The organism is Roseovarius sp. AK1035 (genome assembly GCF_003288315.1).
Classification (GTDB): domain Bacteria; phylum Pseudomonadota; class Alphaproteobacteria; order Rhodobacterales; family Rhodobacteraceae; genus Roseovarius; species Roseovarius mucosus_A.
Map to the genome: position 1 here is coordinate 1761311 of NZ_CP030099.1, position 14445 is coordinate 1775755.

Annotated in this window: 13 protein-coding genes; 12 read left to right on the forward strand and 1 reads right to left on the reverse strand. The window is 61.2% G+C overall.

Going from position 1 to position 14445, the window contains the following annotated elements; all coding sequences use genetic code 11:
- The first annotated feature begins 12 nt into the window (after nucleotides 1-12).
- From RAK1035_RS08365 to RAK1035_RS08420, 12 genes are all read left to right on the forward strand, one after another.
- Nucleotides 13-561, forward strand: a complete 549-nt coding sequence (locus RAK1035_RS08365) for a TRAP transporter small permease (protein WP_008281644.1) — start codon at nucleotides 13-15, stop codon at nucleotides 559-561.
- Nucleotides 561-1877, forward strand: coding sequence for a TRAP transporter large permease (locus RAK1035_RS08370; RefSeq protein WP_008281645.1), 1317 nt, complete (start codon nucleotides 561-563; stop codon nucleotides 1875-1877). Before RAK1035_RS08365 ends, RAK1035_RS08370 begins: the two co-directional genes overlap by 1 nt.
- Nucleotides 1874-3118 carry a malonyl-CoA decarboxylase gene (locus RAK1035_RS08375; protein ID WP_008281646.1) on the forward strand — a complete coding sequence of 415 codons (1245 nt, stop codon included), beginning with the start codon at nucleotides 1874-1876 and terminating at the stop codon, nucleotides 3116-3118. Before RAK1035_RS08370 ends, RAK1035_RS08375 begins: the two co-directional genes overlap by 4 nt.
- A gap of 12 nt (nucleotides 3119-3130) precedes the next feature.
- Complete coding sequence (locus RAK1035_RS08380) at nucleotides 3131-4648, forward strand: malonate--CoA ligase (protein WP_008281647.1); 1518 nt, start codon at nucleotides 3131-3133, stop codon at nucleotides 4646-4648.
- 253 nt (nucleotides 4649-4901) lie between these two features.
- Entirely contained in the window at nucleotides 4902-6083 is a 1182-nt protein-coding gene (locus RAK1035_RS08385; RefSeq protein WP_008281648.1) for an ABC transporter substrate-binding protein, read from the forward strand.
- An 11-nt stretch (nucleotides 6084-6094) separates the two neighbouring features.
- On the forward strand, nucleotides 6095-7060 hold the full coding sequence (locus RAK1035_RS08390) for a YVTN family beta-propeller repeat protein (protein WP_037298025.1): 966 nt from the start codon (nucleotides 6095-6097) through the stop codon (nucleotides 7058-7060).
- Nucleotides 7061-7084: 24 nt separating this feature from the next.
- On the forward strand, nucleotides 7085-7525 hold the full coding sequence (locus tag RAK1035_RS08395) for a hypothetical protein (RefSeq protein WP_008281651.1): 441 nt from the start codon (nucleotides 7085-7087) through the stop codon (nucleotides 7523-7525).
- 48 nt (nucleotides 7526-7573) lie between these two features.
- Nucleotides 7574-8293, forward strand: a complete 720-nt coding sequence (locus tag RAK1035_RS08400; protein ID WP_008281652.1) for an ABC transporter ATP-binding protein — start codon at nucleotides 7574-7576, stop codon at nucleotides 8291-8293.
- Nucleotides 8290-9081, forward strand: coding sequence for an ABC transporter permease (locus tag RAK1035_RS08405; RefSeq protein WP_008281653.1), 792 nt, complete (start codon nucleotides 8290-8292; stop codon nucleotides 9079-9081). The genes RAK1035_RS08400 and RAK1035_RS08405 overlap by 4 nt, the downstream gene beginning before the upstream one ends.
- A 57-nt stretch (nucleotides 9082-9138) precedes the next feature.
- Complete coding sequence (locus RAK1035_RS08410; protein ID WP_008281654.1) at nucleotides 9139-9861, forward strand: response regulator; 723 nt, start codon at nucleotides 9139-9141, stop codon at nucleotides 9859-9861.
- A gap of 33 nt (nucleotides 9862-9894) precedes the next feature.
- Entirely contained in the window at nucleotides 9895-11073 is a 1179-nt protein-coding gene (locus RAK1035_RS08415; RefSeq protein WP_232279218.1) for an FIST N-terminal domain-containing protein, read from the forward strand.
- A gap of 3 nt (nucleotides 11074-11076) precedes the next feature.
- The gene (locus RAK1035_RS08420) at nucleotides 11077-13281 is read left to right on the forward strand and encodes a hybrid sensor histidine kinase/response regulator (RefSeq protein ID WP_008281656.1); all 2205 of its coding nucleotides are present in this window, start codon (nucleotides 11077-11079) and stop codon (nucleotides 13279-13281) included.
- 13 nt (nucleotides 13282-13294) lie between these two features.
- Here RAK1035_RS08420 and RAK1035_RS08425 read toward each other — a convergent pair whose 3' ends face one another.
- Complete coding sequence (locus RAK1035_RS08425) at nucleotides 13295-14443, reverse strand: alpha-D-ribose 1-methylphosphonate 5-triphosphate diphosphatase (RefSeq protein WP_037298028.1); 1149 nt, start codon at nucleotides 14441-14443, stop codon at nucleotides 13295-13297.
- Nucleotides 14444-14445: the final 2 nt, after the last annotated feature.

The window sequence follows — 14445 nt, forward strand, 5'->3', positions numbered from 1 at the left end:
ATGAGGTAGACCATGGCTGGCCATGCATCGGGTGCGATTGCGCGCACCGGACAAAATCCTTTTCTGCGCGCGGTTGCCGCGCTCTCGACCCTGGCGGGGTGGATCTCGGCGGCGATGATCGTCGCGTCGGTGTTCATCACCTGTCAGATGATCTGGGTGCGCTTTGTGTTGAACGGCACGACGGTCTGGCAGACCGAGGCCGTGATCTATCTGATGATCGCCGCCACGCTTTTGGGCCTGTCTTATGTGCAGCGCCTGCGTGGGCATGTGAACGTGGACCTGATCCCGCTTGCGGTGCCGCGCCGGGCGCGCAAGGGGCTGGCGGTCGTGACGCTCAGCCTTTCCATCGTGATTGTCGCGGTCATGCTTTGGTATGGCTATGAATTCTGGCACGTCGCGTGGGCGCGTGGTTGGACATCAGATACCGTCTGGGGGATTGACCTGTGGATTCCCTATCTCGCCATTCCAGTGGGGCTTGGCCTCTTTTTGTTGCAACTGGTCGCCGATCTTGTGGCGCTGCTCTTGAATATTGATGCGCCCTTTGGGCTGGAGGACGTCTGATGGATCCGCTTTTGCTTGGCCTGATCGTTGCGATTGCAACCATCGTGGTTCTGTTCTCCGGCGTGTCGGTGGCGCTTGGATTGCTGATTGTCTCGGGCGGCTTCCTGATCGTGTTCGACGGGATGCGTTCGCTTGAGTTGCTGCCGGAAATCTTCTTTGGCAAGCTCAACAACTTTGCCCTTCTGTCGATCCCGATGTTCATCATCATGGGGGCCTCGATTGCATCGACCCGAGCCGGGGCTGACCTCTATGAGGCGCTGGAGCGGTGGCTTACGCGGGTGCCCGGCGGTCTCGTGATCTCGAACCTTGGGGCTTGCGCACTGTTCTCGGCGATGTCGGGATCAAGCCCCGCGACCTGCGCCGCCATAGGCAAGATGGGGATCCCCGAGATGCGCAAGCGGGGCTATCCCGATGCGGTCGCTGCGGGCTCTATTGCGGCGGGCGGCACGCTGGGCATTCTGATCCCGCCATCGGTCACGATGATCGTCTATGGCATTGCCACCGAAACCTCGATTGGACGGCTGTTTCTGGCTGGCGTCATTCCGGGCCTGCTGCTGGTGGGTCTTTTCATGGCGTGGTCGCTTTATTCGACTTGGCGGTCGGGGGATATGAACCTGCTGACCGGGCGCAGCTATAGCTGGCGCGAGCGGATTGAGATCTTGCCGCGTGTGCTGCCGTTTCTCTTTATCATCCTTGGCGTGCTCTATGCCATGTATGGGGGCATTGCCACGCCGTCCGAGACGGCGGCGGTGGGCGCGCTCTTGTGCCTCGTGATCGCTATGGTGATCTATAAACTGTGGTCACCTGTGGCTCTTTGGGTGGTGCTGCGTGACAGCACGCGAGAGAGCGTGATGATCCTCTTCATCATCGGGGCGGCTGGCGTGTTTTCTTATATGCTGTCGTCGCTTTTCATCACGCAATCCATCGCCGAATGGATCGGCACGCTGGATGTGAACCGTTGGGTGCTGATGGGCGCGGTCAATGTGTTCTTGTTGGTCGCGGGCTTCTTCCTTCCGCCGGTGGCGGTGATCTTGATGGCGGCACCGATCCTGTTGCCCATCATCACGACAGCGGGGTTCGATCCGATCTGGTTTGCGGTTATTCTGACAATCAACATGGAAATCGGTCTGATTTCGCCACCTGTTGGCCTGAACCTCTATGTGATCAATTCCATCGCACCTGACATCAAGCTCAAGACGATCCTCGTCGGCTCTTTGCCCTATGTCGGATGTATGGTGCTGGCGATTGTTCTCTTGTGCCTCTTTCCGGGGTTGGCCACGTGGTTGCCTGATCTGGTCATGGGGACGATGCGATGAGCGTTCTGGCCGATCTGCTGGCGACGGTGTTTGAGCGGCGTTATCGCGGCGCATCCGAACCGGATCACAAGAACCGCAGCATCGAGGATCTTTGCCGGGATCTGCTGGGCAGTTCCGGCGAAGTGTCGGGCATGGCGCTGGCGCGGCTGATCCTTGATCGCTACGCCGGGATGGCCGATGCTGAAAAGCTGGAGTTCTTTCGGTTCCTGACCGAAGGCATGGGCGTTGATCCCGAGAGTGTGCGCAATGCGCTGGATGCGTTCGAGGCGGGGCCGGACCGGGACAGTTACCGCGGTTTCATGGATGCGGCAGAGCCACCGCGGCAAGAGCTGGCGCGCCGCCTCAATCAGGTGCCGGGGGCCACGGCGCAGCTTGTGGCGATGCGGGCCGATCTCTTGCGGTTGGCGCGAGATAACCCGGCGCTGGCCGTGGTTGATCTGGACCTCAAGCATCTGTTCTCTTCTTGGTTCAATCGTGGCTTTCTGGTGCTGCGCCCGATCAATTGGTCCTCGCCCGCCGATGTGCTGGAAAAGATCATCGCCTATGAGGCGGTGCATGCCATTGACAGTTGGGACGATCTGCGTCGGCGGCTGGCCCCCAAAGATCGCCGCTGTTTCGGGTTTTTCCACCCCGCCATGCCCGACGAACCGCTGATTTTCGTCGAAGTGGCGCTGAGCCGGGGAATTCCGGGAGCGATCCATGACGTTCTGTCCGAAGAGCGGGCCGTGATTGGCGCGCATGAGGCGGATACGGCGGTGTTCTATTCGATTTCCAACTGTCAGTCGGGGTTGGCGGGAATCTCCTTTGGCAATTCGCTGATCAAGCAGGTGGTGGCAGACCTGTCGCAGGAATTGCCGGGGCTTAAGACCTTTGTCACCTTGTCGCCGATACCGGGGTTGACCCGCTGGCTAAGCGAGACCCGCGCCGTGCTGCCCGAAGAGGCCGAGACGCGCCGCGCAGTGACGGCCCACTATCTGCTCAAGGCCAAGCGCCCCGACGGCGGCCCCTATGATCCGGTCGCGCGGTTTCATCTGGGCAACGGGGCCTCGGTGCATGCCGTTCATGCTGGGGCGGACCTGTCGCCCAATGGGCAAAAGCAGTCGGGCGGCGTGATGGTGAATTACCTTTACGACCGGGCACAGATTTCGCAGAACCATGAACGATTTGCCGGGGCGGGTGTGATTGCCGCCTCTGCCGAGGTGACGGCGCTGGCCGCTATCGCCGCAAAGAAGACCGAGTGAAGGACAAGAGCCATGGCCAATCCCCTCTATGATAATCTGTTCGGGCGTCATGCCGGGCAAACTGCGCCGTTCCTGCATTTGGCGAATGGCGCGGTGGTCAGTTATGATGCATTCCTGCGGATGACGGCGCGCTATGCCCATGCGTTGCGCGGTGCCGGATTGGTGCCCGGCGACCGGTTGGCGGCGCAGGTCGAGAAATCGCCGGAGGCGCTTGCGGTCTATGCTGCCTGCGTGCAGGCGGGCATCGTGTTCTTGCCGCTCAACACAGGCTATACCGGCGATGAACTGGGCTATTTCGTGGGTGATAGCGGGGCCAAGGTCTTGTTGTGCGACGGGGCCAAGGCCGGGGCGTTGCAGGGGGTTGCGGATCGTGCCGGGGCCACTCTGATGACGCTCAATGCCGATGGCACGGGCACATTGCCGGAGGCGGCTGAGGGCCTGAACGAGAGTTTCGAGACCGCCCCGCGCGAGCCGGATGATCTGGCGGCGTTTCTTTATACCTCGGGCACCACCGGCCGCTCCAAGGGTGCGATGCTGACACAGCGCAATCTGCTGTCCAATGCCGAGGTGCTGGTGGACTATTGGCGGTTCAGTTCTGACGACGTGCTCTTGCACGCGCTGCCGATTTTTCACACCCATGGCCTGTTTGTGGCGACCAACATTATCCTCTTGGCGGGAGGGTCGATGATATTCTTGCCGAAATTCGATCAGGATCAGGTGATTGCGCAACTGCCGCGCGCGACCTCGATGATGGGCGTGCCCACATTCTACACGCGCCTTCTGGATGATCCGCGTTTCACAAGCGCGCTGGTCGCGCATATGCGGCTCTTTACCTCTGGCTCTGCGCCTCTTTTGGCGGAAACTCATGTGGCCTTTGAAGAGCGCACGGGGCATCGCATCCTCGAACGCTATGGCATGACCGAGACCAATATGAACACCTCGAACCCCTATGAAGGGGCGCGGCGGGCGGGCACGGTGGGCTTTCCGCTGCCCGGCGTTGAGTTGAAGATCACCGATCCACAGACGGGGGCAGAGGTGCCGCAAGGCGAGATTGGCATCATCGAGGTGCGCGGGCCGAATGTCTTTGCAGGCTATTGGAACATGCCAGAGAAGACCGCCGAGGAACTGCGCACCGATGGTTTCTTTATTACGGGCGATCTGGGGATGATCGACGATCAGGGATATGTGCAGATCGTCGGGCGCAACAAGGACCTGATCATTTCAGGCGGCTACAACATCTACCCCAAAGAGATCGAGTTGTTGCTGGATGACCAACCCGGCGTGCTGGAAAGCGCCGTGGTGGGGGTTCCGCATCCGGATTTCGGCGAAACGGTGGTGGGCTTTTTGGTGCCGCAAAAAGGGGCTGTGGTGGATATTGACGCGATTGCCGGGGCGGCGGCCAAGAGCCTTGCGCGCTTCAAGCACCCTCGCAAGCTGATCGTGCTGGAGGAGTTGCCGCGCAACACCATGGGCAAGGTGCAGAAAAACATACTTAGGGCAGAGTATGCGGGGCTTTTTGCATCAGCGTGATATATGCGGATTTTACGAAAGATGGCCCGGATGCCGAGTGCACCGGGCCTTTTTGTTGCCATTCTTTGGCCTGTGCGACCAAAGTATGAATTTCTATAAACATCTGAAATATATATCAAATAACTTGATTTACTTGCATGTTTCCGCGGGTTTGGGCGGAATGCGGCGAAAACACCTTACAAACCTGCCGCTTTTGCTAGGATACCCGTATGTGGCGATCCCGCCACCGCCAAGCCGTTGACGGAGATCGCGCATGTTCCGCCTTGCCTTGCTTGTTTTTGCGGGCCTGATGGCTCTTTCACCGCCCGTCCAGGCACAGGAGGTGCGGGCCGTTGTGCTGCGGGTGGATTATCCTGCGCTTTTGCCGGTGTCGCGGCTTGATCTGCGGCCCGAGGATCTGGGGTTTGCCGGCGGGCAGTTGGCGACCGAGGACAATCAGACCACAGGCCGGTTTATGGGCCAGACCTATGTGACCGATGTGGTGGCCGCCACGCCCGAGACTGCCTTAGCCGAGTTCGAGCGCTTGCAAGGCGAGGGGCTGCGGTTCTTTGCGGTGCAGGCGCGGGCCGGGGAATTGCTGGCGATGTCTGAGGCCGCAGCACCGGATACGCTGATTTTCAACACGCTGGCACCAGATACTGCGCTGCGCAGCGCCGAATGCCGGGGCAATATCCTGCATGTCGCGCCGTCGCGGCAAATGCAGAGCGATGCGGTGGCGCAGTTCCTGATCTGGAAAAAGTGGCCGCGCTGGGCGCTCATTCATGGCTCGCACCCCGAGGATATTGCGCTGGCCGAGGCCTATCGCGCCTCTGCCGCCAAGTTTGGGACCAAGATTGTGGATGAGCGGGAGTTTACCGATACCGGCGGCGCGCGGCGCACCGATACCGGGCATGTGCAGGTGCAGCGGCAATTGCCCGTCTTTACCCAAGACCTGAAAGAACACGACGTCATCATTGCTGCCGATGAAACCGATGTTTTCGCCACCTATCTGCCGTTTCACACTTGGCGGCCCTCGCCCATCGTCGGCTCTGCGGGGCTGCGCCCTTTGGCGTGGCATCCGGCGTTGGAGGCTTGGGGAGGCACGCAATTCCAGCACCGATTCGAAGAATTGACGGGCCGCTATATGCGCCCAGAGGATTACACAGCTTGGCTTGCGCTGCGGGTGCTGGGCGAGGCGGTGACGCGTACCCAGAGTGCCGATCCGGCCGCGATCCGGGCCTATGCGCTGAGCGAGAATTTTGAACTGGCGGCGTTCAAGGGGCAAAAGCTGACCTTTCGGGCGTGGAATGGCCAATTGCGCCAGCCGATATTGCTGGCCGATGGGCGGATCACGCTGAGCGTGTCGCCGCAGGACGGGTTCCTGCATCAACGCTCGCTTTTGGATACGCTGGGGCTGGATCAGCCCGAGAGCGCCTGCACTGCCTTTGCCCAATAGGAGAGATGTCCATGCACCATTTGGCCCTTGCGACCGCGTTTGCTGCCCTGATGACCAGCCCCGCCTTGGCGGGCAAGGTGTTTGTCAGCAATGAACGCGGCAACACGATCACCGTTGTGGACAGCGAGACATGGGAGGTGATTACCGAATTCGCCGCCGGCAACCGACCGCGCGGCATCACGGCCAGCCCCGATGGCAAGCATCTTTATGTCTGTGCATCGGATGACAATGTGGTGCGGGTGTTCGATACCGAAACCTATCAGGAATTACACACGCTGCCCTCGGGGCCTGACCCGGAATTGTTCGTGCTGCACCCGTCGGGCAACCCGCTTTATATCGCCAATGAGGATGACAATCTGGTCACGGTGACGGATGTGAACACCCATACGATCCTCGCCGAAGTGCCGGTGGGGGTAGAGCCGGAGGGCATGGGGATTTCGCCCGATGGCAAATACGTGGTCAATACCTCCGAGACCACGAATATGGCGCATTTCATCGACACGACGACGTTTGAGATCGTGCAGAACACGCTGGTCGATCAGCGCCCGCGTTTCGCGCAATACACGGCGGATGGCGAATACCTGTTCGTGAGCGCCGAGATTGGCGGCACGGTGAGTGTGATCAATCCGGAAGGGGGCGGGATTGAGCACAAGATCACCTTTGAAGTGCCGGGCATCGCCCCGGAACTTTTGCAGCCGGTGGGGGTGCGCGTCACTTCGGACGGCAAGAAAATCTTTGTGGCGCTGGGGCCGTCAAACCGGGTGGCGCTGGTCAATGGCGAGACCTTCGAGGTCGAGAAATACCTTCTGGTGGGCCAGCGCGTCTGGCAGTTGGCCTTCGATGCCGAGGAGAAATACCTCTACACCACCAACGGCAATTCCAACGATATCTCGATTATTGATGTCGCGGCAGAAGAGGTCGTGAAATCGGTGCAGGTGGGGCAACAGCCCTGGGGCGTCGTGGTCGTATCTGATTGATCCAAGAGGAGAGAGGGAACACTGATGAAACATATGCTGACTGCCGCTGCGCTGGCCCTTCTGGCGATGCCCGCCAATGCCGCGCCGCTGTGCGATGATCTGGGCTTTGCCGGGCTCTTGGCGAAATGCAACCGGGGGGACGAAATCAAGGTCACGCTGGCCTCGGGGCAGCCTCTAGGCGAGGGGCCGATCACCCTGCAATCGGGGGCCTATTACGAGATGGAGATCACCGCCGATGGCAGCGCGGAATTGGCGCTGACCGGGCCGGAATTCTTTCGGGCGATCTGGATGGATGAGATCGTCATCAACGAGATCGAAATCAGGCCAATGGCGATCGACAGTTTCGAGTTTGACGATGCAGGCACGGCGGAGTTTTCCTTTATCGCGATCAAGCCGGGTCGGTATCACATGCTTATCCCCGGCACGAGCGGCGACAGCCAGCGGCTTGAGTTCATCATTCAATAAGGTCGCGCCCCGGTCTATGCTTTCGGGAGGACAAGGCAGGAACGCGGCATGACCGGGCTAAGGATTGACGGGCTGGGATTTTCCTACGGGGCCAAGCGGGCCTTGGAAAACGTGAGCTTTGAGGTAGAGCAGGGCGCGTTTTGTGCCCTGCTTGGCCCGAATGGCGCCGGGAAATCAACGCTTTTTGCGCTGCTCACACGGCTTTTCACGACGCGCGAGGGGCGGATCAGCGTTGCGGGGCATGATATTGCCAGCAACCCCCGGCAAGCGCTGGCGCGGATCGGGGTGGTGTTTCAACAACAGACGCTGGATCTGGATCTGAGCGTGCGGCGCAACCTGCGTTATTTCGCGGCACTGCATGGGCTGGCGGGGCGCGCGGCAGAAATGCGGATCGAGGCGGCGCTTGAGCGGATGGCAATGCGTGAGCGCGCGGATGAGTTGGCGCGCGATCTCAATGGCGGGCACCGCAGGCGCACCGAAATTGCCCGCGCGCTGGTGCATCAACCCGCCGTTTTGCTCCTTGATGAGCCGACCGTGGGGCTGGATGCCGAAGCACGGCGGGCGATTACCGCCCATGTGCACGACCTCTGTGCCGGTGATGGGCTGACCGCCCTTTGGGCCACACATCTGACCGATGAGGTTTGGCCCGAGGATCGGCTGGTGATCCTGCACCGGGGCTGCGTGCTGGCCGATGGCATCACCCGCGAGATTGCCGGACAGGACGGGCTGACCGAGCGCTTTCTGAGCCTGACAGGGGCACCCGCATGAGGCCGCTTTTGATCGCGCTGGCGGCGATTGTCACGCGCGAGGCGCTGCGCTTTGCGCGGCAACGCTCGCGGTTTGTGTCGGCCTTGGTGCGGCCATTGGTGTGGCTGGTGGTCTTTGCCGCCGGGTTTCGCGCGGCGCTGGGCCTGTCGATCATTCCGCCCTATCAGACCTATATCACCTATGAGACCTACATCGTGCCGGGGCTGTGCGGCATGATCCTTTTGTTCAACGGCATGCAATCCTCGCTCAGTCTGGTCTATGACCGCGAGATGGGGTCGATGCGGCTTTTGCTGACCAGCCCTTTGCCGCGCTGGTGGCTTTTGTTCGCCAAGATCCTTGCAGGGACTGCTGTGTCGGTGCTGCAATGCTATGCGTTCCTGGGCATTGCGGCGGCGATGGGGATCAAGATGCCGGTGATGGGCTATTTCTACGTTCTGCCTGCGCTGATCCTTGGGGGGGTGATGCTCGGCGCGCTTGGCGTCGCGCTCTCGTCCTTTATCAGCCAGATGGAAAATTTTGCAGGCGTGATGAATTTCGTGATCTTTCCGACGTTTTTCATGTCTACCGCGCTCTATCCGCTGTGGCGGATGGCAGAGAGTTCGATGCTCTTGCGCGATATCTGTGCGGTCAATCCGTTCAGTCACGCGGTCGAGTTGATCCGCTTTGCGCTCTATGGGCAGTTCAACGGTATGGCGCTTTTGTGGACGGCGCTGGCAAGTCTGGTGTTTCTTGCTCTGGCGCTCTGGGGCTATGATCCGGGGCGTGGGCTGATGCAGCGGCGGGGCTGAGGGCCTCAGACCTTGGTGTGAGTAGGCCGATCAAGCGGCCTTTGCTAGGATGATCGAATGACACCGAAAACGGCGCATATCCCCGGAACCCGTCCCGCCCCTGCGGGACCGGGGCGTTTTACCACGGCCCTTATCGTCGATGATCATCCGCTGTTTTGCGATGCGCTGTCCATGACGCTCAAATCGGTGGCGGGGATTGGCCGGATTGATACCGCCGAAAGTTTGGATCAGGCACTGGCCATGGTGGCCGAGAACGGACCGCCGGACATTATCGTGCTCGATCTCAATCTGCCGGATGTCAGCGGGCTGGACGGTTTGGCGCGGCTGCGCGCGGTGGCGGGCGAGACGCCAATCGTGGTCGTCTCTTCGATGTCCGAGAGCCGCATGGTGTGTTCCGTGATCCACGCAGGGGCGGCGGGCTTTGTGCCCAAACACAGTCAAAGACCGGTGTTCCGTGCCGCGTTCGAGGCGATTGCGGCGGGCGAGATTTTCCTGCCTGAAGGGGTCGTTTTGACCAAGACGCAAGAGCAGCCGGTCAATGATCGCGACGAGGCGGTGGAGCGTCTGGCGCATCTGACGCGGCAGCAGGCGCGCATCCTTCAGTTGATCTGCGAGGGGCGGCTGAACAAGCAGATCGCCTATGAGTTGTCGATTGCCGAAACCACGGTCAAGACGCATGTCACCGCCATCATGCGCAAGCTGGGGGTTCAGACCCGCACCCAAGCGGTGTTGATCGCGCAGATGGCCAGCTTCTCTAACGTCTTGCGCGAGGCAGAGTAAGCGGATTACGCTCTGACTGGGGTGGAGGACCCCATGGGAGGAGCCATGGACAGCAGCCTGTCAGAGCTGATGCTGTGCGATCAAGCTATAGTTGCGCGCGCTGAAGTGCCTCATGATGCCTGCGACCCCATCGGCACGCTGCGTCGGGCAATGGGCGATGTGCGGCTGGCACTGGTTCTGTTCTTTGTCACCCCCAAGGCGGATTTTGAGGCGCTGATGGTCGAGGCCGCGCGCGTCTTTGTCGATAGTCGCTGTGTTGGCTGCACCACTGCGGGTGAGATCGGGATGAGCGGCTATGCCGAGGGTAGCATTGTGGCTGTTGGCTTTGCTGCGGATCATTTTCACGCTGTGTTGCAGGTTGTGACGCCCCTGTCGGAACTGGATAGCACGGCCTGCGTTTCCCAGACGGTGCGCGCTCGGGCGTGGCTGGCCACGCAGGCGGGGCAAAGCCTGCCCAATGAGTTTGCCTTTCTTGCTGTCGATGGCTTGTCGCTCAAGGAGGATGAGCTTGTTGCCGCGATTGCGGCTGGGCTGGGGCCGATGCCGCTCTTTGGCGGGTCGGCAGCGGATGGTGAGCGGTTTGCGCAAACGCTGATTTCCTGTGACGGGGTGACGTTGCGCAATGCGGCCGTGGTCTGCCTCATGCGCACCGATTGCCCGGTGCGGGTGTTTCGCCTTGATCATTTTCAGCCCACGGATCGGCGTATGGTGGTGACGGATGCCGATCCCGCGCGCCGCATCGTGCATCAGATCAACGCCGAGGTGGCGGCGCAGGAATATGCCCGCATCCTTGGCTGCCGGATCGACGAGCTAACGCCCTCGACCTTTGCGGAAAATCCGGTGGTGGTGCGGATCGGCGGGCAGCATCATGTGCGCGCCATTCAGCGCGCTGAGGCCAATGGCGATTTGCAATTCTTTTCCGCGATTGACGAAGGGCTGGTTCTGACCCTCGCGCAATCACAGGATATGGCGGCGCATCTGGAGCATGAGCTGGCAGGGCTGGGTGCCGAGACGCCGCCGTTGGCGGTGCTGGCCTGCGATTGCATCCTGCGCCGAACCGAAGTGCAGCAGCGCCAGATCGGGCCTGAGATTTCACGGATTCTGGCCGCGCATCGGGTGGTGGGGTTTTCCACCTATGGCGAGCAGATCAACGGGCTGCATGTCAACCAAACCATGACCGGGGTGGCGATTTATCCCCCCATCGGGCGCTGACCCATGTCGGCGGCGTTGATCGACAATTCTGACCCGCTGGACCGGCAGAATGGCAAGTTGCTCAAGATCATTGAGGTGCTGATGCGCCGGGTCGAGCAGGTGACGGATGACGGCGGTGCGGCCTATGCACATTTCGAGCGGGCGGTCATTCTTGAGGATCAGATCAGCGAACGCACCCGTGATCTGGAACACGCGCTCGATCTGCTCAACGACTCCAACGCGCAATTGGCGCAGGCCATTCGCGAGGCCGAGCGGGCACGCTCGGACCTTGCCAATGCCATCGAGACGATTCAGGAGGGTTTTGCTCTTTTCGACAGCGACGGGCGGCTGGTGCTGCACAACAGCCGTTTTGGCATGTATATGCCCGATCTTGTGGCCGAATTGCGCCCCGGACTGGAGTTTGCCGATTACGTGCGCCACGCCAGCCAAAGCCGGTTTCTGGAACTGCCTGATATGCAGAGCCGTGGCGATTGGGCGGCGCGGCGGATGCAGTTGCATCAGGAAAAGCATGTGATGTTCAACCTTAACCTGACCGGCGATTGCTGGGTTCAGGTGAGTGAGCATCGCACCCGCGACGGGCAAACGGTGATCCTGCAAACCGATATCACCGATATCATCCGGCTCGAGCGGCGCGAGCGTGGCAAACTGCTGGATGATCAGGCGCAGTTGATCCGGGCTACGTTGGAACACATTGATCAAGGCGTGTGCATCTTTGATCGCAGCGGGCAATTGCGCGGCTGGAATCAGAATGCGGGCAGCATGTTGTCGATTCCCATTTCGCGGTTTCGGGTGGGGATTGAATTCGATGTGATCCTGCGGCGCATCGGCAGCGATTTCGAGATTGAAGGTGGGCTGAGCGCACATGATATCGCGGTCTGGGTCGGCGCACAGGACCGGCGCGCGCCGTTGAGGTTCTATATGCGCTCGGGCACGCATAAGACGCTGGATGTTTTTGCCCGGCAGATGCCCGACCGGGGCTTTGTCATCAGTTTTTCGGATGTAACCGCCGAGCGGGCGGCCGCGCGCGCCCTGGCGCATGCGAATGAACGGCTAGAGCAGCGGGTGCGCGACCGCACGCTGGAGTTGGAGGATGCCTTGGCCAAGGCCGAGCGCGCCAATGCCTCTAAATCGCGGTTCGTCGCGGCGGCGAGCCATGATTTGCGCCAGCCGCTTTCGGCGGCGCGGCTCTATCTTGCGTCGCTGCAAGAGGAATTGGCCAGCGCCGATCACCGGGTGTTGATGGACAAGGCGCAGCGGGCGCTGACAAGTGTTGAAGACATCATTGACGCGCTGCTGGATATATCACGGCTGGAATCCGGGCATGTCGAAGTCGATGTGACCCACGTGCCGCTCCGCCGGATCACGGATCAACTGATCGACGAATTCGCACCGATTGCCGCGATCAAGGGTTTGGACCTGCGCTATGTTCCCTGCGGTGCCATGGTCGAGAGCGATGCAAGTTATCTGCGGCGGGTGTTGCAGAACCTGATCGCCAATGCCATCCGCTACACACCTTCGGGCAAGGTGCTGGTGGGGGCGCGGCGGCAGGGGCGCAATCTGCGTCTGGAAGTGCGCGACACGGGGCCGGGTATCGCCCCCGCCGATCAGGACCGCATTTTTCAGGAATTTCACCGGCTGGATGCACATGTCAGCGCTGCCGAGGGGATGGGCCTTGGGCTGGCTATCGTGGACCGGGCCTGCGCACTTTTGGGGCACCCGTTGGAATTGCGCTCTGATCTGGGGTGTGGGGCCTGTTTCAGCGTGACGGTGCCGCTTGTCTCTGTGGCGCGGAGCGGGCCTGAAATCCGGGGCGTGGGCGGCGCCCGGGCAAGAGCCTCGCTCGAGGGGCGGATCGTACTTTTGATCGAGAATGATCCCGATTTGCGCCACGCCCTGACCCTGCTTTTGCGCGGTTGGGGGGCAGATGTGGTGGAGGCGGGTAATCTCTTGGAAGCATTGACGCAACTGGCGGATTTAGGGCTGAGCCCTGACGCGATGTTGGTGGATTATGAATTGGACGAGGGCGTGCGCGGGCCCGAGGTGATCGCGCGGATCATGGCGCGCCACGGGGTTATTCCGGCGCGGATCATCACCGGGCATCTTGTGGCGGAAATGCACGCGCATTGCCGCGCGGCGGGGCTGGAGGTATTGCCAAAACCGATTGATCCCGCAGAGCTTGAGGCTTTTCTGAAGGCGGCAGTGGGATAAGACGCGTGGTGACTTAGCCGATAAAGCGGCGGGCCACCGCGCCTGCCATATAGCTGATCCGCCCCTCAGCCATGGTTGCCACCACGCGGCGTGTATCGGCCGCGAGGATAACAAGATCGGCGCGTTGGCCGGGGCGGAGCGTGCCGCGGTCCGACAGCCCCAAAAGCCGTGCCGGACCAGAGGATATCAGCCCCCAAGCGGTCGCCAGATCACAGACCCCGCCATCCGCCAAAAGAAAGGCCGCGCGCATGAGCGAGGGGTAATGGTAATCAGAAGCCAGCGCATCCACGAGACCCATCGCCACCAGATCAACCGCGCTGACATTGCCCTTGTGTGATCCCCCGCGCACCAGATTGGGCGCGCCCATGATGACGGCATCACCGCCCGCGCGCGCCTCTTCTGCGGCTTCGAGCGTTTCGGGGAATTCGGCGATGGTCATACCGCGCGCGCGCGCCTGCCTGCGGCCTTCGGCGGTGGCATCGTCATGACTGCCCAGCCGCACGCCGCGCGCGGCCAAACCTGTGGAAAGGCGGTCCAGTGCGGGGCCGACCTCGGGTAGTCGCGCGTGCAGGCCTTGGATATATTCGAGATGCTTTTCGGGATTGCGCCCGATGCGCAGCGCTTGCCCGGTCAGACCTTGCGGTTTTTTGCCCGCCGCAAGTGCCTTGTGCGGCAGGTGGTCGTTGAACACGACATAGCCGATGCCGTGGCGTGCGACCATGTCTTCGACAGCGGCGTAGTCATCGAGCAGCGACATTTCAAAGCGCAATTGTGCGTGCAGATCGGTTTCGACATGCTCGCGCACCGCAGTCAGGGCCGCAAAGACCTGATCGGCGAATTCCGGCCCGCGCATGCCGCCTTCCCAGCTATAGAACTGCGCCAGAACAGCGGTGGTGATGCCATTGGCGGCCAGTTCCGCCTCGGTTGCGATCATGCCTTGGGCGAGATCCTTCATCGCGCCGCGCCGGGGGGCCAGATGCCGCTCGAACCCATCACCATGAATATCGACGATGCCGGGCAGGATCATATAGCCGTCCAGATCAACCGCGCGGCCCGATGGCGTATCGGCAATCCGCCCGTTGCTGAGCGAGAGGTCGCAGGCGGTCAGCCCCTCGGCTGTCAGCACCTGTGCCCCGCGCAATGTGATCTCAAGCGTTGTCATTG

Excerpts from the sequence above, each read along its gene's own strand:
- RAK1035_RS08365 (WP_008281644.1), top strand. The coding sequence starts at position 13 with ATGGCTGGCCATGCATCGGGTGCGATTGCGCGCACCGGACAAAATCCT.
- RAK1035_RS08370 (WP_008281645.1), top strand. The coding sequence starts at position 561 with ATGGATCCGCTTTTGCTTGGCCTGATCGTTGCGATTGCAACCATCGTG.
- RAK1035_RS08375 (WP_008281646.1), top strand. The coding sequence starts at position 1,874 with ATGAGCGTTCTGGCCGATCTGCTGGCGACGGTGTTTGAGCGGCGTTAT.
- RAK1035_RS08380 (WP_008281647.1), top strand. The coding sequence starts at position 3,131 with ATGGCCAATCCCCTCTATGATAATCTGTTCGGGCGTCATGCCGGGCAA.
- RAK1035_RS08385 (WP_008281648.1), top strand. The coding sequence starts at position 4,902 with ATGTTCCGCCTTGCCTTGCTTGTTTTTGCGGGCCTGATGGCTCTTTCA.
- RAK1035_RS08390 (WP_037298025.1), top strand. The coding sequence starts at position 6,095 with ATGCACCATTTGGCCCTTGCGACCGCGTTTGCTGCCCTGATGACCAGC.
- RAK1035_RS08395 (WP_008281651.1), top strand. The coding sequence starts at position 7,085 with ATGAAACATATGCTGACTGCCGCTGCGCTGGCCCTTCTGGCGATGCCC.
- RAK1035_RS08400 (WP_008281652.1), top strand. The coding sequence starts at position 7,574 with ATGACCGGGCTAAGGATTGACGGGCTGGGATTTTCCTACGGGGCCAAG.
- RAK1035_RS08405 (WP_008281653.1), top strand. The coding sequence starts at position 8,290 with ATGAGGCCGCTTTTGATCGCGCTGGCGGCGATTGTCACGCGCGAGGCG.
- RAK1035_RS08410 (WP_008281654.1), top strand. The coding sequence starts at position 9,139 with ATGACACCGAAAACGGCGCATATCCCCGGAACCCGTCCCGCCCCTGCG.
- RAK1035_RS08415 (WP_232279218.1), top strand. The coding sequence starts at position 9,895 with ATGGGAGGAGCCATGGACAGCAGCCTGTCAGAGCTGATGCTGTGCGAT.
- RAK1035_RS08420 (WP_008281656.1), top strand. The coding sequence starts at position 11,077 with ATGTCGGCGGCGTTGATCGACAATTCTGACCCGCTGGACCGGCAGAAT.
- RAK1035_RS08425 (WP_037298028.1), bottom strand. The coding sequence starts at position 14,443 with ATGACAACGCTTGAGATCACATTGCGCGGGGCACAGGTGCTGACAGCC.